Genomic DNA, 20,446 nt, shown 5'->3' with positions numbered 1-20,446 from the left:
CGGTCATCAAGGCTGGGGGGGCAGGCTGCGGAGGTAGCTCACCAGGTCCGACAGCTCCGCCGGTGTCATGGTGCGGTAGGCCCAGAAGGCCATGGGCGGCGCCAGGGGGCGGTCGTTCTGCGACACGCCGGTGGTGATGGCGCGGATGATCTCCGCATCCGTCCAGCCGCCCAGGCCATTGGCATGCGGCGTCAGGTTGCGGGCGACGGAGACGCCCCAGGGGCCGCGGAACTCCATGCCGCCCGCGCCGATCCGGCTGAAATCGTTCCGGCCCTCCACCATCGGCGTGTGGCATTCCATGCAATGCGCGACCGCATTGGCCAGGTAGGCGCCGCGCGCCACCGGGTTGTCCGCGGGTTCCGGCACGCTGGTGACGGGCGGGCCATAGGCCGGGGGCAGGGGGATGCGATAGACGCTCGCCTCCACCGCATTGCGGACGGGCGGCACGGTGCGGAGATAGGCGACCATCGCCGCCAGGTCCCGGTCCGACAGGCCGCGATAGAGGCCGATCGGCATGGGGGGGCCGATGATCCGCCCATCCGGCCGGATGCCTTCGCGGATGGCGCGCGCGATCTGCGCATCGGTCCAGCGGCCGATCCCCGTCTCCGGGTCCGGCGTGATGTTGGAGGCGACGGCCCGGAAGGGCGGTTCGTCGAAGACATTGCCGCCGGACAGCGCGCGGCTCATGTCCGGACCCTGCGGGCCCATGGGCGTGTGGCAATTGCCGCAGGCGCCCGTCACCTCGACCAGATGCTTCCCGCGGGCCAGCAGCGCGGCGTCCTGCGCCCAGGCGGGCGCGGCAAGCCAGAGGGAGGCGATGGCCGCCCCGATGATCCGTTTCATTCCTGGATGTTCCCCTTGCACGACCCGGCCGGTCCAGCCTGCCGCAGGGGGAAGGATGCGACAATGCGGTCATTCCGCCGGAAGGGCGGTTTCCTGCCTCACGCCTTGCGGAGGCTCCGGCGCTTCACGCCGCGTGGCGGCCATGGCCCCAGCCCCCCCTCGGGGCCGGGGCCATTCCCGTCAGGGCGCGCGGCCGCCCGTGGCGTCCGGCACCTGTTCGATCAGCGCCTCGGCCTCCTGCTTCAGCGTCAGGTAGGACCGGAGCGAGAAGGGCAGCATGCCGAGATAGATGAAGCCGCCTGCGGCCAGCGCCGCCCAGGGCTCCGCCAGCAGCAGCGCGACATAGAAGCCCACGCCCAGCAGCAGGGGCAGGATCGCCGCGCGCGGCACGCGGAAATTCTTGAAGGACCATGTCGGCAGGGTGGAGACCATCAGCCCGCCCACCACCACCAGCACGACGCCGACCAGCACGGGGTGGCGGATGAAGGCGGCCGTGCCGTCCCAACCCCATTCCGTCAGCGCCAGGCCGGCGAACAGGGGGAACAGCGCGCAGCCCGCCCCCGCCGGCGCCGGCACGCCGGTGAAGAAATTATAGGCATAGGCCGGCTGCGGCGCCGGCCCGATATCGAGGGAGGCGTTGAACCGCGCTAGGCGCAGCGAGGAGCAGACCGCGAAGAGCAGGCAGGGCACGAAGCCCAGCGGCCCCACCGCCTGCATGGACCAGAGATAGAGGATCAGCGCCGGCGCCACGCCGAAGCTCAGGAAATCCGCCAGGCTGTCGAATTCCGCGCCGAAGCGCGATGTCGCCTTCAGCAGCCGCGCCAGCCGCCCGTCCAGCCCGTCGATCACGGCCGCGACGACGATCATGCCCGCCGCCGGCGCCCAGCGCCCGTCGATCGCGAAGCGGATCGCGACCAGCCCGGCGCAGAGGCCGAGCATGGTCAGGATGTTCGGGATCAGCCGGTTGAAGGATTGGCCGTCGAAGCGCGGCCGGGTGCGCGGCCGGAAGCGCCGGCGCAGCCGTTGCAGCGGCTTGCGGCCTTCCTCGCTCATGCGCGCGGGCCTGTCGCGTTGAGGTCGGCCACCACCGTCTCGCCGCCGATCATCAACTGGCCCACCGCCACCAGCGGCCGCACGCCTTCCGGCAGGTAGACATCGGTACGGCTGCCGAAGCGGATGATGCCGAAGCGGTCGCCCGCCATCACCTGGTCCTGTTCCCGCACATGGCAGAGGATGCGCCGCGCGATCAGCCCGGCGATCTGCACCACCGCCACATCGCGGCCGTCCGGCATGCGGATGGCCAGCGCGTTGCGTTCATTTTCGTCGCTCGCCTTGTCCAGGCTGGCATTCAGGAAGGCGCCGTGGCGGTAGGCGATGCGCGTCACCACGCCATCCACCGGCACGCGGTTCACATGCACGTCGAGCACCGAGAGGAAGATGCAGACCCGCCAGCGCGGCACGTCGCCCAGGCCGAGTTCCGCCGGCGGCACCGCCGGCCCGACCATCACCACCCGCCCATCCGCGGGCGCGATCACCACCCCGGGCCGGGGCGGCATGACCCGTTCGGGGTCCCGGAAGAAGTAGAGGCAGAACAGCGTGAAGGCGACGCCCGGCCAGAACAGCCACTTGCCCAGCAGCAGCCCTCCGACCACCGCGACGGCCACGCCGCCATAGATGAAGGGACGCCCGGCCGGGTGCGGCTTGGCGAGGACGAGGCGGAAACTGTCGATCAGGCTCATGCGGCGCTTATGGTCCGTTCACTCTATCCGGACAACATGGGAGGTATGACACAGATCACGCATGGCCCATTCCTTGTCGCCGAGGACGGGTCCCTGACCCCCCAGCGCCAGCCCGCGATGCGCTTCGAATGGCGCGGACGGGACTGCGAGGCCACCTTCGATGACGGGAAGGTGAGCCTGACGGTGCAGGCCGGCGCGATCCCCTATACCGCCGAACGGGCCGAGGTCCGCCCCGGCGCCTTCGCGGCGCTGGGGGAGATGGCGCCCGACATGCCGGAAGGCTGGCGCCTGCGGCTGCTGCCCGACCATCGGGTCCGGCTGGAAGCGGCGATGCCGCGCCAGGGTAACGTGACGGCGACCGCCCTGGTCCGCGCCATGGTGGCCTTCGCCCTTGCCCTCGATCCCTACCTGGACCGGCTTGAATCGGCGGGCCTGGATGCCGCGCGGGGCGGCGGCGGCGGCAAAGTGAAGACCTGACCCGGGAAGATCAGGTCCGGGTTGCGGATCTGGTCCCGGTTGGCGTCGTAGATCACGGTGTAGAGCACGCCGCGCCCATAGGCCGCGCGCGCCAGCCGCCACAGGCTGTTGCCGGGTTGCACGATCACCCGGCCCTCCGGGATGTCGCCCTGCGGCACGCTTTCCCGCTGGAAGGGCAGTTCCACCCGTGCGGAGACGGCGCCATTCGCCGCCAACTGGTCCACCCGCACGCGATGGCGGCCGATGGCCGGCGCGGTCGGCGGCGTCAGCACCCAGCGCCCCGCCGCATCCGCCCGCGAATCGCCGGCATGGACGCCATTCACATAGATGCGCACCGATGCCCCCGGCGCCGCGCTGCCGGAGAAGCGCATGCCGCCCGCATCGTCATAATCCACCACATCAAGGCCGAGGCCCCGGCGCGGCGTCGTGATCGTCGGCGTCTGCAGGATCCGCGGCGTGGCGCCGGGTGCGCCCGGTACCAGCACCACCACCGGTTGCGGCGGTGCCGGCGGCGGCGCCAGCCGGGCCGCGGCGGCGCGGGCTTCCCCGGCCTGGCGCTCGGCTTCCGCCTGGCGCGCCTGTTCGGCGACGCGATTGGCCTCGGCACGGGCAGAGGCCTCGGCCTCGGCGCGGGCGAGCGTCTCCTGGCGGATCGCGACCTCCGCGGCGCGGGATGCCGCTTCGGCGGCGCGCGCGGAAATCTCCGCCGCGCGGGCGCTGGCCTCCGCGGCGCGGGCTGCGCTTTCGGCCACGCGGAGGGCGGCATCGACCCGGGCATTGGCCTCGGCGCGGGCGGCTTCCTCGGCGCGGGCGGCGGCCTCGGCCCGGGCGGTGGCTTCGGCAAGGCGCGCCTGTGCCGCAGCGCGGGCCTCCGCTTCCATCCGGGCCTGCGCCTCGATGCGGGCGGCTTCCTCCGCGGCGCGGGCCTCGGCGGCCAGGCGGGCGGCCTGTTCGGCGGCGCGGGCCTCGGCGGCAGCGCGTTCCTCGGCCTGGCGGCGGGCCAGGGCCTCGGCGCGGGAGCGTTCCTCGGCAGCGCGGGCCTCGGCGGCGGCGCGTTCCTCGGCCTCGCGGCGGGCCTGCGCCTCGGCGCGGGCGGCGGCTTCGGCGCGGGCGGTCGCCTCGGCGCGCTCCGCGGCCTCCCGGGCCATCGCTTCCAGCCGCGCCAGCGTGGCGGCGCGTTCCTCGGCCTCGGCACGGGCGGCGGCCTCGGCGCGGGCCAGGGCTTCGGCGCGCTCCGCCGCCTCTCGCGCCGCGGCTTCGGCCACCACGGCGGGGTCGGGCACGACCACGACGACGACGTCCGGCCCGGCGATTTCCGCGCCACCGAGGCGGCCGCGCAGGCTGAACTGGCGCGTGCCGGGGCGCAGCGGATCGGCGGGCAGGATTACCCATTCGCCGCGGGCATCGGCGCGGGTGCGGCCGATCTCCCGCTCATCCTCCAGCAGCAGAACTTCGGACCCCGGCGCGGCGCGGCCGGCGACGACGACATTGCCGCGGGCACCGACGCGGGCGACATCGAAGCGCGGCGGCTCCAGCGCCATGGCGGGGGCGGCAGCGGTGGGCGCGAGGGCGGCAGGGATGGCGGCGGGGGAGGCCGGCGGCGGCACCAGGACCGGGCGGGTTTCCGCACCGGTGGCGGGGCGCGGCGGAGCGGCCCGCATCGGATCCTCCGACGCGAACTGGCTGGCGACATAAGCGGCCAGGCCACCAGCGGCCATGGCCACGATCAACAGGACGCGCCCGCTGGGCTTCATACCTTCGTAACTAGAGCGTGAAGTCGCGTCGGCACAAGGGTCTGGGAGCCGCAGCCGTGATTTCGGTGCAACGTGTCAACGCAAAAGCCACACCCCCCCGAGGCAGGCCAGCGCGGCCAGGATGGACAGGGCGAGGGCGGGAATCCGGAACGGCAGCACCCGGCGGAGCGCCGGCCCGGCCCAGAGCAGTGCGACCGGCGCCGCCGCCACGGCCCAATCCGCCGCCGTGCCGCGCGCGAGGACCGGCAGCGCCGCCAGCGCCGCCATCCCGCCCGCCAGGGGCATCGCCGCCATCGCTGATGCCCGGCCGGCCGGTCCGGCGCCGATCACGCCGCCCAGCGCCGCCGCCACCGCCACCAGCGCGAGCACCTCGGCCGGCCCGGGGAGCCGCGCCAGGATCAGTGCCGCCAGCAGCGCCAGCGCGGCGGCGGGGGCGGACCAGGCGGCATCGCGCCGCAGCAGCAGCAGCGCCAGCCCCGTGACCCCCGCCAGCACCGGCAGTGCCATCGCCAGATCCGCCCCGGTGCGCGGCGCGCCGGCCATCCACCACCCCGTCGCCAGCGCGCCGGCCCCGGCGATGACGGGGGCGATCCAGCGCCCGCGCCGGACGAGCGCGGTGCCGAGGCCGGCCAGCAGCAGCAGGCAGGCGGCGAGCAGCGGCAGCCGTTCCGGCAATTGGCGGGGCGATGCCGTCACCAGCCCCATGGTCCACCACCACCCCGCCAGCAGCCCCGCGGCGGAGGCCAGCGCCGCCAGCCCCGGCCGGCGGCCGATGCGCCCCGCGCCGGCGATTGCCACCGCCACCAGCAGCGCCACCAGCAGTGCCACGGGGAAGGGCCAGAGCATCAAAGCGTCCATGGTCCCTTCCTGCCGCCACCGTGCCCCGTCGCGCAATCATGCATCGCAGGACGGCAGGCGAGGGTCCGTCACGGAACGAAACTTGCGGCGGCGGTCCGGGCGCGGCCTAATCCCCGCGCAACGACAGCGGAATGGATGGCATGGCGGAACCGACACCACAGGGCATGACCGGGACGGGCGCGGGGCCGGGCCCCGGCACGCGGCGCCTGAAGGTATGGGATCCCTGGGTGCGCCTGGTGCACTGGTCCATCGTGCTGCTGATCCCGATCTCCTTCTGGACCGCCAAGACGGATCGCTGGGACCTGCACCTGCTGGCCGGCTACACGATGCTGACCCTGATCCTGTTCCGCATCGCCTGGGGCCTGGTCGGTTCCCAGACCGCGCGCTTCGCCAGCTTCATCAAGTCACCGCTGGAGGCGCTGCGCCACCTGGCCCATCTGCGCCAGCGGCCGACCGGCGTGGAGATCGGCCACAACGCGGCCGGCGGCTGGATGGTCCTGGCCCTGCTGCTGCTGCTGCTCACGCAGACCGGGACCGGGCTGTTCGCCAACCACGATCCGGGCTTCACCTATTCCCAGCACGGCCCGCTTTCCATGCTGGTCAGCGAGGGCGACAGCGCATCCGCCACCAGCATCCATGTGCGGCTGTTCTGGGTGATCGTGGCCGCGGCGGTGCTGCATATCCTGGCCATCATCGCCTACCGCGTGCTGCGGGGGCAGAACCTGGTCGGGCCGATGCTGACGGGGGACCTCAAGGTCCCGGCGCCCTATGATGGCCCGCAGCCCGGCATGGGGCATCCGCTGCTCGCGATCCTGCTGCTGGCGGCCGCGGCGGGGGTCGTCTGGTATGTGGTGGGGCTGGGGGCCGGCGCCGGCGGCGGCTTCGGCTGAGCCTGTCCCCCGGCCGTGCGGTTGCACGGCCGGGTGGCGGCCGCGTCAGCGGGAGCGGAAGGGCTGGTGGCAGGCGCCGCAGGTGCCGCCCACGGTCCGCAGCGTATCGGCCGTGACGGTGCCGGCCTCGGCGGCGACCTTCAGGGCGGCGAAGGCGGTGGCGGCGTTGGTCGCGCGGGTCGCGAAGCCGGCGCGGTCGCCATCGATGGCGGCCAGGGCGCGGGTCTGCCCGTCATTCGTGCCCTGCGGCTGGGGCGGCGTCAGGGACGCGGTCGGCACGCGGTTGGGCAGGCTGTTGATGAAGGCGATCATCTGGTCCACCCGCGGCGCCAGGGCGCGCGTATCGCCGCGCTGGTTCACGGCCTGGGTGAAGGCCTCCATCGTCTGGCCCAGCATGCGGAATCCCGCGCGCCGCTCGGCAATCACGTCGCCCTGCGCGAAGGCCGGCATTGCCGCCCCCATGGTCATCGCCACGCCAGCCACAAGCATCCCGAAGCGCATCAATCCATCCCTTCCGGTATCGGAGGCTGACAAGGCTGGCAGGATCGGAGTGCTGGTGCAACGGTTTACGGGGCTTGTCGCATTTCGTCGCAGAGCGGGCGCCACGGCCCGGCCCGCGGCGTCGATCCGCGACCCTACCCCCCCTTGCCGCCCCATTGGGGCTTCGCTATAGCCCCGGCCTCGCCGCGGCCCACCGGAGTGTAGCTCAGCCTGGTAGAGCACTGTGTTCGGGACGCAGGGGCCGGAGGTTCGAATCCTCTCACTCCGACCAATTGATCGTGGCGACGGAACCCCGTCAGGCACCAGCCTGGCGGGGTTTTTTTTCGTTCGCGCGCTGTTCCTGTTTCTGCGCCGCCATACGGGCCTGGGGTGGGTGATATCGTCCCATTAATGATTGAATGCGATGCGTGCGTGCAACAACGCATCATGAATTCTACGCCGGCGTGAAAATCGCCCTCGCGTCTTTGTGTGGTGCTGCTAAGGGGAGTTGATCGCCCCCAACCCTTGACCTTCATCCCTCGCCAAGGAGTCCCCTGATGGCCCGCAACCTCTTCCTTGCCGCCACGGCGCTTTGCGGCGGCCTGCTGATGGCCCCCCAGGCCGGCAACGCCCAGACCGCGATCGACAGCCTCGGCCTGACCGTCACGACGACGCCTGCCATCACCAGCGACTACCTGTTCCGTGGCCTGAGCCAGACGCGGGGCCGGCCCGCCGCGCAGGTCACGGTCGATGCCGAGCACAGCAGCGGCTTCTATGTCGGCGCCTTCGTCAGCAACGTCGCCTTCGCCGGGACGAATGCACGGCAGGAGATCGACTACAACGCCGGCTACCGCTTCGCCCTCGGCGACCTGAAGCTCGACATCGGCGGCACCTACTACACCTATCCCGGCTACACCGCGCTGCGCGGCGGCTTCGACATCAACTTCTACGAATTCGCGCTGCGCACCAGCTATGAGGTTGCGCCGGTCAAGTTCGTGGGCCTCGCCGCCTGGTCGCCGAACTTCTCGGGCGAGTCGGGCACGGGCGTCTATGTCGAAGGCGGCTTCGACATGGCGCTCGACTACGGGTTCACCATCTCGCCCCGCCTCGGCTACCAGTGGGTCGAGCGCAACATCGCCCCGCGCACCGGCAGCCGCGACGGCTATTTCGGCACGCCCGACTACATGACCCTGTCGCTTTCCGTGTCGCGGGAGATCTTCGGCGGCTTCATCGGCACCGGCACGGTGGTGTGGAACAGCATGAACCAGAGCAGCGGCCGGTCCGAGTGCTTCGGCTCCACCAAGGCCTGCGACAGCCGCGCCTTGGTGACCCTGAGCCGGCCGTTCTGAACGCGGCCCATTCTGAACGCAGCCCGCCTGCGAGCGGCCTGAAGGCGGCGTCCCCCCGGGGCGCCGCCTTTTTTCATGGCGCCGCCCGGCAGCGCGCCGCCATGCGTCTCGTACACGAAATCTTGAGCATCGCCCCGGCCGCATGGATGTGGCGCCACGTTTGCAAAGGACCGTCTTAGTGCAACCGCAGAAGGCGATACGTCCGATGCTCCGATCCACCCTCCTCGCCGCGACTGCCCTGGCCGGCGGCATCGCGCTCGCGCCGCAGGCATCCCGGGCCCAGCAGACCATCGACAGTCTGGGCCTGACCGTCACCACCACCCCCGCCATCACCAGCGACTACATGTTCCGCGGCCTCAGCCAGACTCGGAACCGCCCGGCCGCGCAGCTGACGCTGGATGTGGAGCATGAAAGCGGCGTCTATGTCGGTGCCTTCCTCAGCAACGTCGCCTTCGCCGGCACCAATGCGCGGCAGGAGGTGGACCTGATGGCGGGCTACCGCTTCGCCATCGGCGACCTGAAGCTCGACCTCGGCGCCACCTACTACGCCTATCCCGGCTATTCCGCCCCGCGCGGCGGGTTCGAACTCGCCTTCTACGAATTCGCACTGCGCGCCAGCTACGAGATCGCGCCGATGAAGTTCGTCGGCACCGCGGCCTATTCGCCGCAATTCACCGGCGAATCCGGCGCCGCCTACTACCTCGAGGGCGGGTTCGACCTGACGCTCGACTACGGCTTCACCGTCTCCCCGCGCGTCGGCTACCAGTGGGTCGAGCGCAACATCGTTCCCGCCGCCGGCAGCCGGGACGGCTTCTTCGGCGCCCAGGACTACGGCTACTTCTCCCTCTCCGTGTCGCGGGAGATCGTGGGCGGCATCATCGGCACCGTGGCCGGCATCTACAACACCCTGTCCACGGAACGCGGCGGCGTCGCGAATGACTGCTTCGGCGGGTCGAAGATCTGCGACAACCGCTTCACCCTGACCCTCAGCCGGCCCTTCTGAGGAGTCGCGCGGCCGGCGCGCCTCAGCGCGCGCCGGTGGTGGGCTTGATAAAGCCGGCGCGCGTCAGCGCGCGCCGGCGGCCCAGAACATCAGCCGCTTGGCGGGCCAGGCCCAGGCGACGCCCGCGATCGTGAAATAGAGGAACTGCAGCGCCCAGTGCAGCGGCAGCACGTGGTCGGCCAGCGCCACCACCGCCATGACATAGAGCGCGAAGCCGATCAGGCCGATGGCGAGGGCGATGGGGGTGCGGGACATGCCGCGCATGTGGACCGCCCCCCGCGATCCGCCAAGCCCCCGCCGCCACGCGGCTGATGAGCCCCCGGCGATGCGGACCCGCCAAGCCCGACTCCATGCCACTGTTGCGGCCGCCGCCCGGCCGGGCGTAGCGTGCCCCCCGAGGAAGGCACAGGCTGGCCCGCCGTCCGCGCGATCCGCGCGGCGGCACGATGTCATGCGCCCGGACTCGGACCCGCTTCCCGGAGCACATGACCACCCGCATGGCCGACCAGAATCCTCCCCCTTCCAGCCTTCCCGCCGATGCCACCCGCCTGGTGCCCGATCCCTCGATCGAGCTGAAGGACCACATCCGGGGCATCCCGGATTTCCCGAAGCCGGGAATCCTCTTCTACGACATCTCCACCCTGCTCCGGCACGGGCCCGCCTGGCGCACCGCCATGGCGCGGATGGCGGACATCATCCGCCCGCACCGGCCCCAGGTGCTGGCCGGCATCGAGAGCCGGGGCTTCCTGGTGGCCGCGCCGCTCGCCCTCGAACTCGGCCTCGGCTTCGTCATGCTGCGCAAGCCGCGCAAGCTGCCGGGGCTGACCATCGGGCTCAGCTACGCGCTCGAATACGGCACGGACCGGATCGAGATGCAGGCGGATGCCGTCCAGCCCGGCCAGCGCGTCATCCTGCTGGATGACCTGCTGGCGACGGGCGGCACCATGGCGGCCGGCATCTCCCTGCTCCGCCAGGCCGGTGCCGTGGTGCCCTGCGCCGCGGCCCTGATCGAATTGACCTTCCTCGGTGGCAGAGGCCGGCTCGATGTCCCGTTCGAAGCGCTCATCCAGTACGACGATTAGCCGGCCCCCGCCGGCGGGATCGGAAGCCGACCCGCCGCCGGAGACGCCGGCCAGACTGTCGCCCGCCGCCGGGTCACTCCCCGGACCGGCGGCGGGCTTCCCGGACCCTGCTGCCGGTCCCGCCGCTCTCGCGGCGGGTTCTCCTGATGCCGCTCTCGCGGCGGGCGCCTTTCCGGCCGTGCTGGCCGCCGCCGCCGCGGCCGCGCCCACCGGCATCGTCATCGCCGACCCGACGCTGCCGGACTGCCCCATCATCTTCGCCAACCCCGCCTTCCACCGCATCACCGGCTATCCGCCGGAGGCCGTGATCGGCCGCAACTGCCGCTTCCTCCAGGGGCCCGGGACGGACCCCGCGGCGCTCGCCACCATCCGCGCGGCGGTGCGGGAGGCGCGGCCCCTCGACATCCGCCTGGTGAACTACCGGCGCGATGGCCGCCGCTTCGTCAACGAACTCCACCTCTCCCCGGTCTTCGGCCCGGATGGCGCGCTCCGCCACATCCTCGGCATCCAGCATGACGTGACGGAGCGCGTGGCCGCCGAACAGGCCGCCCGGACCGCGACCCGCGCCGCCGAACGCGCCCGCCGCGCGGCGGAGCGCGCGAGCGAGGAGAAGTCCGAATTCCTCGCCTTCATGAGCCATGAGGTCCGCACGCCGCTGAACGGCGTGCTCGGCACGCTCTCCCTCCTCACCGACACGACGCTGGATGCGGAACAGCGCGCCTATGTCGACACCGCCCGGCGCTGCGGGGACACGCTGCTCTGGACGGTGAACGAGATCCTGGACCTGTCGCGGATCGAGGCCGGGCGCCTGGTGCTGGAGGAGATCGCCTTCGACCTCGACCAGCCGGTGCGGGACGTGCTGGCCCTGCAGGCCGCGGCGGCGGCGGAGAAGGGCATCGGGCTCTGTGCCCGCATCGACCCCGGCCTGCCGAAGCGCGTGGTGGGGGATCCGCAGCGCCTGCGCCAGGTGCTGATGAACCTGGCCGACAACGCCGTGAAGTTCACCGCCGCCGGCGCGGTGGAAATCCGCCTGGCCCGCTTCGCCGACCGCCTGGTGGTGGAGGTGCAGGACAGCGGCTGCGGCATCTCCCCCTCCCTCCGCCGCCGCCTGTTCCAGCGCTTCCAGCAGGCGGATTCGGGCACGGCGCGACGGCATGGCGGATCGGGGCTGGGCCTGATGATCTGCCGCCGCCTGGTCGGGCTGATGGGCGGCACCATCGCGGTGGAAAGCGAGGCCGGCGCCGGCAGCGTCTTCCGCTTCGACCTGCCCCTGGTCGCGGCGGTCGACCAGCCCGCCGGCCCATCCCCCGCGCTGCTGGTCCCCGACGCGCCCGCGCCGCCCGCCCCGCGCCGCCCGCCGGATGGCGCCTCGCGCGGCCGGCTGTTGCTGGCGGAGGATGGGGAGGCGAGCCAGCTTGTCGCCGCCGCCATGCTGCGCCGCGCCGGCTTCGCGGTGGATCTGGTGACGGATGGCGTCGAAGCCGTCGCCGCCGCCGCCCGCGGGTCCTACGACGTCATCCTGATGGATGTGCGGATGCCGGGCCTCGATGGCTATGCCGCCACCGCGCGCATCCGCGCCTTGCCGGGGGAGGCCGCGCTGGTGCCCATCCTGGCCTTCACCGCCGCCGCCATGCCGGGCGATGTCGAACGCTGCCTCGCCGCGGGGATGGATGGGCACCTCCCCAAGCCGGTGGACCGGGAAGCGCTGGTCGGCACCGTCGCCGCCCTGATGGAACGCCGCCCCCGGCGCCCCGCGCCCGGCCCCGAGCCCGGCCCCGCCCATTCGCTGCTGGACCGGGCGACGCTGGAAGAGTTGCGTGGGGCGCTCGGCCCCGGGCGCCTGCCGGACCTGATCGCCATCTTCGTCGCGGAAACCGAGGCCCGGCTTGGCCGCCTGCTGGCCGCGCCGGCGCTGCCGGTGCTGGAGGAGGAAGCTCATTCCCTGCAGGCCGCGGCGGGGACCTTCGGCGCGGCGGCGCTGCGGGAAGCCGCGCTGGCGCTGGAAGCCGCATCCCGCGCCGGGGACCGGGCCCGCGCGGATTCGCTGCTGGCCGCCCTGCCGGGCCTGGTCGAGCGCAGCCTGGCCGCGCTGACCCGCGCCGCCGGCCAGGCGGCGGAGGCGCGATCCTGAAGCCCGGCCCGATCCCCCCGGCGACGAGGCTGCCACGATTGCGCCTCAATCCGGCGGCTAGGTGGCGGCGGACGGAGAGGCCGAGGGGGATGGGAAGCATGCACCCGACCCGAAGGGGGCTCACCGGCGCGGCCCTGGCGGCGGCGCTGGGCGCGGTCGCGCGCCCGTCCTCCGCCGCCGCCCCCGTGCCGGAAGCCGCCACGCTGCTGGCGCCGGGGCCGGAGGATGGGCCGGAAGCGCGGCTCGCCGCCCGGGCCGCCGCGGCGCTGGCCCGCGGGCTGGTGCAGGCCGCCGCGGTGCGGGTTTCCGTCCTGGGCGGGCCTGATGGCATCACCGCCGCCAACCGCTTCGCCTCCTCCAGCGCGCCCGATGGCCGCGTGCTGCTGATGCTGCCGGGGCTGGCGGTCCAGGCCCAGCTGGTGGGCGACAGCCGCGCCCGCTACGAACCGCGCCAATGGCCCGCCCTCTGCGCCAGCCTGCAGGCGGCGGTGGTGGCGGGCCGCGGCGCGCCGGCGGATGGCACGCCGCTGCGCATCGCGCTGCCCAGCCCCGGCGCGCCGGAGGTTGCGGCGCTGCTGGCGCTGGACCTGCTCGGCCGTCGCGCCACGCCGATCTTCGGCCTGTCCGGCACGGCGGCGGAAGCGGCGGTGCGCCAGGGCCAGGCGGATGCTCTCGTGCTTTGCGGCGCCGCGCCCGGCCCCCGCGCCGCGTCGCTCGGCCTGTCGGCCTGGTTCGCCTTCGATGCCGCGGGCGGGGTGCGCGACCCGATGGCGCCGGAGATCCCCGCCCTGGGTGACCTTCTGCCCGATCCGCACCGACCGGACCTGCTGGATGCCGCACGGGCCGCCGGTGCCGCGCTGCGGGCGCGCGCGCTGCTGGTGCTGCCGCCGCTGACCGCGGCCGATGTCGTCGCGCTGTGGCGCGGTGCCGCCCAGAAATGGGTGGAGGAGACGCCGGGCGCGCTGGATGACGGCGCGCGCCGCGCCGGCCCGGCGGAGGCGACCGTCCTGTCCACCACGCTATGCGCGCCCGCCGACATCGCGCTGGCCTATCGCGAATGGCTGCTGCGGCGCCTCAACTGGCGGGCGGCATAGGGCAATATGCGTTCAGATGGACCCATCCGGACGCAATTCTTGCTCTGGATTCAATGACTTCTATCGCCGCTACTTCGCCAGCCCGATCCTGACCGCGATCCGCCAGATCGGATCGACCAGCAGGTTGCAGGCGACGGTGCGCACGAGGTGGAAGCCCAGCACCAGCGGCACCGCCATGTCGAGCGCCTTGGCCGTGATCGTCATCTCCGGCATCCCGCCCGGCGCCATGCCGAGCAGCGCCGCCGTCACCGGCAGGCCGGATACCCAGGCGAGCAGCACCGCGCTTCCCGCGAGGATGGCGGAGAGCAGCAGCGTGGAGCCGACGGAGGCCAGCGCCAGGCGCCGCGAACTCAGGATGAAGCGTCGGCTCAGCCGCTGGCCGAGGCTCGCCCCCATGCCGATCTGGCCGAGATTGACCATCCAGGTCGGCACGCCGGATGGCAGCACATCGAAGGCCGCCATCAGCACCACCATGGCGCAGGGGCCCAGCATCCAGGGATTGGCGAGCGGCATCAGCCGGAACAGGAAGGCGGCGGCGAAGCCCGCGGGCACCAGCAGCAGCAGGCCCATCGGATCCACCGCCGGCCGTTCCGCCAGGAAGGCCCCCGCGCCCCCTTGCGGGGCCAGCCAGGTGATCAGCGGCGGGAAGATCACCACCACCAGCATCACGCGGATCGTCTGCGCCAGCGTCACCGCGGGGACCGATACATTGGCCCGCTGCGCCAGCACCGCCATGACGATCACGCCGCCCGGCACCGCGGCGAAATAGCCCGTCCGCGTATCCGTCCCCGCCATGCGCGCGAAGGCCTGCGCCACCAGCGCGCCGATGATGATGCTGGCCACCGCCGCCACCACCAGCCAGGGCAGGGCGGTGGCCAGCGCCGCCAGCACGGGGGTGGAGAAGGTCTGCCCGAAGCCGAGGCCGAGGAACACCAGCCCGATGGGCCGCATCGGCGGCGCCACCGCCGCCCGGTCATGCCAGGCCAGCACCCCCGTCGCCGCCATGGCGCCCAGCATCCAGGCGAGCGGGATATGCAGCAGGGAGAACAGCGCCCCACCGCCCGCCGCGACCAGGGCCGTCAGCAGATAGGCGAGCGGGCCTGGGGGGGGACCCGGCGGCGCGGAAGGGGAGGGGGAAGGGGAGGGGGCCACGACCAGGTTTTTTTCCGTGGTGCAGCATCCTCCCGCCCCGTCACGCGGTCAAATCGCAGTGCCGCCGGTCAAGACCGATTCTCGTGCCGTGAGGCATTCTTCCACCGCACTTAACACTTCCGTAGCGGCTTTCCCGCAAGGTGGTCCTGGAGGCCGGAAATCCCATGTCCGGCACTCTGCCTCCGCCCTGACCGGGTCGGACAATCCCGCCAGGAGGGCGCTTCCGGAAGATTCCGACCATGAGCACGACCATGCTCCAGCCCGCCAGCCCCGCCTCCCCCGCGACGCCGATCCTGCCGCCGCGCGGCCAGACGCCGTCGACGGCCGAGCGGGCGCCGGCGGATGTCGCCCCTGCCATGCCCAACCCGCGCCTCCGCATCGATCCGGCGCTGAGCCTGGTGGTGATCGAGTTCCGTGACTCGGTGGGGGAATTGTCGCTGTCGATCCCGACGCCCAAGGAACTGGAAGCCTATCGCGACCAGCCGCGCCCGGAACCCGCCCCGAGCGTCGACGTCTCCAGCTGAGGCCGCGCCCGCCGCTGGCGGCGGGCATCACGCGCTGCTGCCCCACCGCCGGAGGCGGGGATCACGCGGTGCCACCCCGCTGCACGCGGCGGGGATCAAGCGGTAAAGGATATCCGCCGCGTGGACAGGTTGGCGATGGCGCTGGCGCTGCTGCCGCCGAACAATCCCATCACCGCCGAATTCCCGCCGGCGGTGGGGGTGGCGGACAGCGCCAGGTAGCGCTGCGCCAGCTTCGCCACCTCCCTCGTATCCTGAAGCTTCGTGATGTCGAGCCGCTGCGTCAGCAGCGTCCTCTGCTGGTCGAAATCCAGCACGCCGAAGCTCTCCGGCAGGCCGAGCGCGCCGCGCACCACCGCGGTCAACGCCTTGTCCTCCATCAGGCCCACGATGGTCGTGACCTTGGCGGCGTTGCGCAGGAAGTACAGTGCCTCCCGCAGCCCGGGATTGCCCTCGCCCATCGCCTTCTCGTAGCGGTTTGTGATGGCCCCGGCCGTGATGCGGTCGAGCAGCCCGGGATCGGCGGCGAAGGGCGATGCCGCCCGCGCTTCCGCCGCCGCCGCGGCCTCCGCCGCCTCATCGCCGAGGCGCGTGGCCCGGCTCAGCGAGGCGATCTGCGTGCTGCCGAGGGCGGCCAGCTGGCGCGTCGTCAGCGCGCGGGACTGGTCGAAGCTCATCGCCGCCAGCTGGTCGGTGCGCAGCGCCGCGACCTGGGTGGTGCCGAGCCCGGCGATCTGCGTCGAGGACAGCGCGCGGATCTGCGCGGCACCCCATTGCCGGATCTCCCCGGGATCGATCACGGCCGCCTGCAGCGGCGTCAGCGCCGCCACCTGGGCAGGCCGCAGCGCCGCGACCTGCGTCGATCCCAGCGCCCGCACATCCGGCAGGTCCAGCACGGCGATCGCGGCGCTGCCCAGCGCGCGAAGCTGCGTGGTGGACAGCGCGGCGACCTGCGTGCTGGACAGGGCCCGCACCTGTTCGGTGCTCAGCCCCGCCACCTGCTTCGCGGTCAGCGCCGCGACCTGCGTCGTCGTCAGCGCGGCCACCTGCGTCGTGGTCAGCGCGCTGGCCTGGCGGGTGGCGAAGGCGCTGGCCAGTTCGCGCCAGCGCCGGTCGGTCAGCTTGTTGGCCAGGCTGCCTTCCGCGGTCGGATCCTCGGTCAGGATCTTCCGCAGGATGCCGCGCTTGTCGATCTCGCCTTCCAGCTGGAAGGCTTCCAGCACCACCTGCAGCGTACGGCGGTCCCGCAGCAGGGATTCGACATCCTGGTGCTGCGTCGCCGCCTCCCGGAAGCGGTCCATCGCCGCCTTGTTGTCGCGGCGGTCGGCAAAGCGGGCTTCCAGCCTCGAGCCCTCGCGCTGCGCAACGGCGAAGGCCGTCAGCGCGCCAAGGCCGGGCAGCATGTCAGGCCGATCCCGCGACGAAATGCAGCGTTGCCGCCGTGGGCGTCGCTGCCGGCCTTGCGGGCAGGCCGCGCTGGGCTTCCAGCGCCTCGATCATGTCGCGATGCAGGGCCATCAGCGGCTCCAGGCTGCCGCCATCCTCCAGGCGCAGGTCGGTCTCCCGCTGCGCCCAGAGGCCGAGGGAGATGAGCTGCCCGCGCAGCGCCGGCGGCAGCCTGTTGCCGGGCGACCCCAGATCGCTGATGAAGATGGACCACATGCGGTGCACCTTCTCCAGCGCCACGGCGCGGGATTTCGTGTCGGTGGCTGCGGCCATCAGGCCGTTGACGTAGCGGAAGGCGCGCAATTCGATGTCGCGCGGATGCGCGTGGGCGTTCTGGGTGGCGGCGTAGCGCGCTGCGCTCATGGTCCCTCCGGTTGACGCACATCGGCGGGGGCGCCGGAACCGCCGGCACCCCCGCCGTCTTCGACGACGCTTCAGCCGATCATCGGAACAGGCTGAGCAGCGACTGGCTCTGTTCGTTGGCGATGGAGAGCGACTGCGTCGCCAGCTGCTGCTTGGTCTGCAGGCTGGTCAGTCGCGCGCTTTCCTCCGCCAGATCCGCATCGACCAGGGCGCCGAGGCCTTCCTTGATCGAGTCGTTCAGCTGGGTGGTGAAGGTCGTCAGGCCGTCCACCTGGCGGATATTGGCGCCGAGGTTCGCAAGCCGCGTGCCCATCAGGTCGATGGCACCTTCCACCAGCGCGATCGCCTCATCCTGGCCCGTGCCCGCCGCCGGCGCCGCTTCCACCGTGGCGCCGGTGATGTCGGTGGTGACATCCTCCGAATTGCCGCGGATGTAGAGCTCGCCCTCATTGTTCAGGCCGGCATCCAGCCCGGCTTCCTTCATGCGGGTGATCAGCGCGGTGATGCGCGTCAGCGGGCTGTCCGTCGCCTCGAACTGCACGTCATAGACACGCACATTCGGGTCCGGCGTTGTGCCCAGCGCGGCGGTGCCGTCGCTGAATTCGAACACCAGGTCCACGTCTTCCAGCGCCGTCGCCGGATCATTGTCGAGGTCACGCTGCACCGTCACGGTCAGCACCTCGCCATTCGCCGGCGCCAGCGTGTCGTCGAAGGTCACGGTGCGCGCGGCGGAGGTGACGGACAGGCCCGTCAGGTCCAGCCCCGCGGCCGTGCTGTCCGTGCCCTGCACGGAGGTGACGGAACCCTGGATGTCGCGCACGATGTCGACGGAGGTGTTGGTGACGCCATCCACCGTCAGGCCGTTCACCAGCAGGTTCACGCCGTTGAAGGTGGCGGAACGCGCGAAGGCGTCGATGTTCTGCAGCGCGTTGGTGATCTGGTTGTTGATCTGGTCCGCGTCCAGGCCCTGCTGCTGGCCCTGCGTCATCGTCTGCTTCAGCCGGCCCAGCTCGTCGGAGATCTGCGTCGCCGCGTCACGCGCCACCGTCAGCGCGGACTTGCCGAACTTCAGGCTGTCCTTCACCGCCGTCATGCCGTTCAGGTCGGCGCGCATGTTCTGCGAGATCGCGAACACGGCAGGATCGTCATCCGCCTTGCTGATGCGCAGATTCGTCTCGATCCGCTGCTGGGTCTTGCCCATGTCCTTGCCGATATTGTTCAGCGAGCGGATCGCCGCCATGGCGGCGGCATTGGTGTTGACGGAGGACATTGTCCCCATCTCCTTGATCAGGCGTTCCGTGGTCAGGCCGGCCTTTTGCCTCCCTCCTCACGGGACCGGGCGCACCGCGTCGCTACGACGCCGCCGCTACCGGCCAGAGACCCGCCATCCGCGGGCCTTCCTCCATATCCTGCCACGCGGGGGATGAAGCTTGCGTAAAGCTCCAGCCTGCGTGGCAGGAAAACTATTCGGCGTGCGGCCGCATCGCCGTCGCCGCTGCCGCCGCCGCGGCGACGCCCACCATCGGCATCGGCAGCCCGGTCTGCACATCCAGCCCCAGCACCGTCGCCTCATGCCGCATCACGTGCCGCACCAGCCGCAGCGCCTGGTACCATTCATCCTGCTCCGCCATCGCCAGCGCGCGCTCCAGCAGCTGCCGCGCCATCGATGACGTCGTCGCTTCCTGGAACTCCGCCACCAGCCGGTGCGCGTCGGCCATGGCGGCCTCGCGATCCTCCTCGGGACCGACATAGGCGCATTGCAGGGCGAAATAGATGCGGCGCGCCGGGGTGTTCGCGGCCTCCGGGGCCATCACCTGCTTGCCGAACAGGAAACGCGCCTTGGCAACAAGCTCCACCCGGGTCCGGCTGCGGAAACGCAGCGACGCGCCGTTCACCACCATCAACTCACCGGCACGCATCTCGAGCACCAACGTGGACATGCCACTCTCCCAAGCCTGGCGGCATGGCGGCGGGGGGGTAGCGGCCCGCCATGCCGGGGGGCCGGCGAACGCCGGCCAACGCGAATCTTTCGCCACCACACAGCCTGCGCCGCGTGCTCGATCCTTCGAGGGCGCGCCGCGCGCCCCGGCACTGGTACCGGGGACGCACGTCGCAGACGCATCATCACCCATTCGGCTTAACCAGGGTTGAAGGCGGCGCCCCCGATCCATCCCGTCATCCCTCATGCCATCATCCCCTTCCGGAACCCTGCCACGCCACCGCTACCCCAGCATCGACACGAGCGAGAGGCGGGAGACCATCGTCGTCACGGTGTAGGAGGCTTCGAGCCGCTCCCTCACCTGCGCCAGCTCCGCGGAGGCCTGCGCCAGGTCCACCTCCGCCACGTCGCCGAGCTGCGTGCGCAGCGCCACCAGCATGTCCGCATGCCGCTCCCGCGTCGCATCGATGCGGGCGGAGGCGGCGCCGAGCTTGCCCTGTTCCGCCGCCAGCCCGCCGGTCGCGCCGTTCAGCATCCCGGTCGTGCCCTCCAGCAGCTCCTGCCAGCCCTCCCCGGTGTCGAACTGAGCCTGGCTGACGGAAGCGAGCGTCGCCAGCCCGCGCAGCAATTCGCGACCCCAGGAGGCCGTGACCTCATCCGCGCTGTCGCGGTTGGCGAAGACGCCGATCGAAACCCGTTCCCCGTCCGAGACCTGCAGCGCCCGGCGCGCTTCCGTCGTGCCGTCGCCTTCCAGGAAGGCGGAGAAGGGGGTGGTGGCGGGATCGGTGGCGATCGCCTGCGTATCCGCCAGCACCGTCGCGGCATTGGTGGCATCCAGCGTCGCGACCGATGCGGCGATGGCGGTCGCCATCGGCCCGGTCGTGATGTTCGCGGCATCCGGCACGGGCGGGTTCGTCACATCCGAACCGCCGAACAGGTATTCGCCGCCATGGCGCGTGTTCAGCAGCGCCGCCGCCTCCTCCAGCGCCGCGCGGGCGATGTCGGCCAGGGACTCGACGGCGACCGCGCCCAGGGTGCGCGCGCGCAACGCCTCCGCCGCCACATTGCTCGCCAGGTCGTGCAGCCGTCCGAGCACGGTCTGCGCCGCATCCGCCCGCGCCAGCGCGCGGTCCGCCGCCGCGGTGAAGACCTCCCGCTTGTTGATCTCGACCTTGAGGTCGATGGCCCGCCGCGCATCGAGGCCGAGGTCCCCATGCACCGCGCCCCGCTGCCCGGTGCTGACCTGGCGGGAGATCACGTCCACCCGCTGGCGCATCGACGCCTGTTCCAGCGCCATGCTGCCGATCATGGAGATCGTCGACATG

General features: G+C 72.2%; 21 protein-coding genes and 1 tRNA gene. 9 read left to right on the top strand and 13 right to left on the bottom strand.

The window, feature by feature from the left end:
• Positions 1 to 6 precede the first annotated feature (6 nt).
• From BM041_RS24225 to BM041_RS24215, 3 genes are all read right to left on the bottom strand, one after another.
• Complete coding sequence (locus BM041_RS24225; protein WP_092962492.1) at positions 7 to 843, bottom strand: c-type cytochrome; 837 nt, start codon at positions 841 to 843, stop codon at positions 7 to 9.
• 180 nt (positions 844 to 1,023) lie between these two features.
• Positions 1,024 to 1,896, bottom strand: coding sequence for a CDP-alcohol phosphatidyltransferase family protein (locus BM041_RS24220; protein WP_092962491.1), 873 nt, complete (start codon positions 1,894 to 1,896; stop codon positions 1,024 to 1,026).
• On the bottom strand, positions 1,893 to 2,582 hold the full coding sequence (locus tag BM041_RS24215; protein WP_092962490.1) for a phosphatidylserine decarboxylase: 690 nt from the start codon (positions 2,580 to 2,582) through the stop codon (positions 1,893 to 1,895). Before BM041_RS24215 ends, BM041_RS24220 begins: the two co-directional genes overlap by 4 nt.
• Before the next feature lie 36 nt (positions 2,583 to 2,618).
• Between BM041_RS24215 and BM041_RS24210 the strand changes: the two genes are divergently transcribed.
• Positions 2,619 to 3,059, top strand: a complete 441-nt coding sequence (locus BM041_RS24210) for a hypothetical protein (protein WP_217648835.1) — start codon at positions 2,619 to 2,621, stop codon at positions 3,057 to 3,059.
• On the opposite strand, the gene BM041_RS24205 is transcribed toward BM041_RS24210, so the two are convergent.
• Both BM041_RS24205 and BM041_RS24200 read right to left on the bottom strand, forming a co-directional pair.
• A complete protein-coding gene (locus BM041_RS24205) occupies positions 2,987 to 4,777 on the bottom strand; it encodes a LysM peptidoglycan-binding domain-containing protein (RefSeq protein WP_139226162.1) in 1,791 nt (596 codons plus the stop codon). The genes BM041_RS24210 and BM041_RS24205 overlap by 73 nt on opposite strands.
• Before the next feature lie 111 nt (positions 4,778 to 4,888).
• Positions 4,889 to 5,671, bottom strand: coding sequence for a hypothetical protein (locus BM041_RS24200; protein WP_092962487.1), 783 nt, complete (start codon positions 5,669 to 5,671; stop codon positions 4,889 to 4,891).
• A gap of 140 nt (positions 5,672 to 5,811) precedes the next feature.
• On the opposite strand from BM041_RS24200, the gene BM041_RS24195 reads away from it, so the two are divergent.
• On the top strand, positions 5,812 to 6,561 hold the full coding sequence (locus BM041_RS24195; RefSeq protein ID WP_245762250.1) for a cytochrome b/b6 domain-containing protein: 750 nt from the start codon (positions 5,812 to 5,814) through the stop codon (positions 6,559 to 6,561).
• A gap of 45 nt (positions 6,562 to 6,606) precedes the next feature.
• Here the strand turns inward: BM041_RS24195 and BM041_RS24190 are convergent, their stop codons facing one another.
• Complete coding sequence (locus BM041_RS24190) at positions 6,607 to 7,062, bottom strand: cytochrome c (RefSeq protein WP_175534138.1); 456 nt, start codon at positions 7,060 to 7,062, stop codon at positions 6,607 to 6,609.
• A 194-nt stretch (positions 7,063 to 7,256) separates the two neighbouring features.
• Here BM041_RS24190 and BM041_RS24185 point away from each other — a divergent pair.
• The 3 genes from BM041_RS24185 to BM041_RS24175 all read left to right on the top strand — a co-directional run bounded on the left by BM041_RS24185 (position 7,257) and on the right by BM041_RS24175 (position 9,393).
• Positions 7,257 to 7,333, top strand: a tRNA-Pro gene (locus BM041_RS24185).
• Between the two features lie 265 nt (positions 7,334 to 7,598).
• Positions 7,599 to 8,390 (top strand): TorF family putative porin, encoded by a 792-nt coding sequence (locus BM041_RS24180; protein ID WP_092962485.1) that lies wholly within the window; start codon positions 7,599 to 7,601, stop codon positions 8,388 to 8,390.
• A 205-nt stretch (positions 8,391 to 8,595) separates the two neighbouring features.
• Positions 8,596 to 9,393 (top strand): TorF family putative porin, encoded by a 798-nt coding sequence (locus tag BM041_RS24175; RefSeq protein WP_092962484.1) that lies wholly within the window; start codon positions 8,596 to 8,598, stop codon positions 9,391 to 9,393.
• Positions 9,394 to 9,456: 63 nt separating this feature from the next.
• Here the strand turns inward: BM041_RS24175 and BM041_RS30775 are convergent, their stop codons facing one another.
• On the bottom strand, positions 9,457 to 9,648 hold the full coding sequence (locus BM041_RS30775; protein WP_175534137.1) for a DUF2842 domain-containing protein: 192 nt from the start codon (positions 9,646 to 9,648) through the stop codon (positions 9,457 to 9,459).
• A 311-nt stretch (positions 9,649 to 9,959) separates the two neighbouring features.
• On the opposite strand from BM041_RS30775, the gene BM041_RS24165 reads away from it, so the two are divergent.
• The 3 genes from BM041_RS24165 to BM041_RS24155 all read left to right on the top strand — a co-directional run bounded on the left by BM041_RS24165 (position 9,960) and on the right by BM041_RS24155 (position 13,700).
• Positions 9,960 to 10,475, top strand: a complete 516-nt coding sequence (locus BM041_RS24165; protein WP_092962578.1) for an adenine phosphoribosyltransferase — start codon at positions 9,960 to 9,962, stop codon at positions 10,473 to 10,475.
• Positions 10,476 to 10,653: 178 nt separating this feature from the next.
• Positions 10,654 to 12,606: an ATP-binding protein gene (locus tag BM041_RS24160; RefSeq protein ID WP_175534136.1), complete on the top strand. Its 1,953-nt coding sequence runs from the start codon at positions 10,654 to 10,656 to the stop codon at positions 12,604 to 12,606.
• A 98-nt stretch (positions 12,607 to 12,704) separates the two neighbouring features.
• Positions 12,705 to 13,700, top strand: coding sequence for a hypothetical protein (locus tag BM041_RS24155; protein WP_092962481.1), 996 nt, complete (start codon positions 12,705 to 12,707; stop codon positions 13,698 to 13,700).
• A gap of 69 nt (positions 13,701 to 13,769) precedes the next feature.
• On the opposite strand, the gene BM041_RS24150 is transcribed toward BM041_RS24155, so the two are convergent.
• Positions 13,770 to 14,852, bottom strand: a complete 1,083-nt coding sequence (locus tag BM041_RS24150; protein ID WP_175534135.1) for an AbrB family transcriptional regulator — start codon at positions 14,850 to 14,852, stop codon at positions 13,770 to 13,772.
• Between the two features lie 239 nt (positions 14,853 to 15,091).
• Here BM041_RS24150 and BM041_RS24145 point away from each other — a divergent pair, with 239 nt between their 5' ends.
• Positions 15,092 to 15,376: a hypothetical protein gene (locus BM041_RS24145; RefSeq protein WP_092962479.1), complete on the top strand. Its 285-nt coding sequence runs from the start codon at positions 15,092 to 15,094 to the stop codon at positions 15,374 to 15,376.
• A gap of 95 nt (positions 15,377 to 15,471) precedes the next feature.
• Here the strand turns inward: BM041_RS24145 and BM041_RS24140 are convergent, their stop codons facing one another.
• From BM041_RS24140 to BM041_RS24120, 5 genes are all read right to left on the bottom strand, one after another.
• A complete protein-coding gene (locus BM041_RS24140; RefSeq protein WP_092962478.1) occupies positions 15,472 to 16,776 on the bottom strand; it encodes a DUF1217 domain-containing protein in 1,305 nt (434 codons plus the stop codon).
• Between the two features lies 1 nt (position 16,777).
• Positions 16,778 to 17,182 carry a flagellar biosynthesis regulator FlaF gene (locus tag BM041_RS24135; RefSeq protein WP_092962477.1) on the bottom strand — a complete coding sequence of 135 codons (405 nt, stop codon included), beginning with the start codon at positions 17,180 to 17,182 and terminating at the stop codon, positions 16,778 to 16,780.
• Positions 17,183 to 17,261: 79 nt separating this feature from the next.
• Positions 17,262 to 18,452: a flagellin gene (locus tag BM041_RS24130; RefSeq protein WP_175534134.1), complete on the bottom strand. Its 1,191-nt coding sequence runs from the start codon at positions 18,450 to 18,452 to the stop codon at positions 17,262 to 17,264.
• A 193-nt stretch (positions 18,453 to 18,645) separates the two neighbouring features.
• Positions 18,646 to 19,122, bottom strand: a complete 477-nt coding sequence (locus BM041_RS24125; RefSeq protein WP_092962475.1) for a flagellar biosynthesis repressor FlbT — start codon at positions 19,120 to 19,122, stop codon at positions 18,646 to 18,648.
• 282 nt (positions 19,123 to 19,404) lie between these two features.
• The gene (locus BM041_RS24120; RefSeq protein WP_092962474.1) at positions 19,405 to 20,445 is read right to left on the bottom strand and encodes a flagellin; all 1,041 of its coding nucleotides are present in this window, start codon (positions 20,443 to 20,445) and stop codon (positions 19,405 to 19,407) included.
• Position 20,446 lies beyond the last annotated feature (1 nt).

Origin of the sequence: Falsiroseomonas stagni DSM 19981, assembly GCF_900114315.1 — a bacterium.
Lineage (GTDB): Bacteria > Pseudomonadota > Alphaproteobacteria > Acetobacterales > Acetobacteraceae > Falsiroseomonas > Falsiroseomonas stagni.
This window is presented reverse-complemented; position numbering and strand designations above follow the sequence as displayed.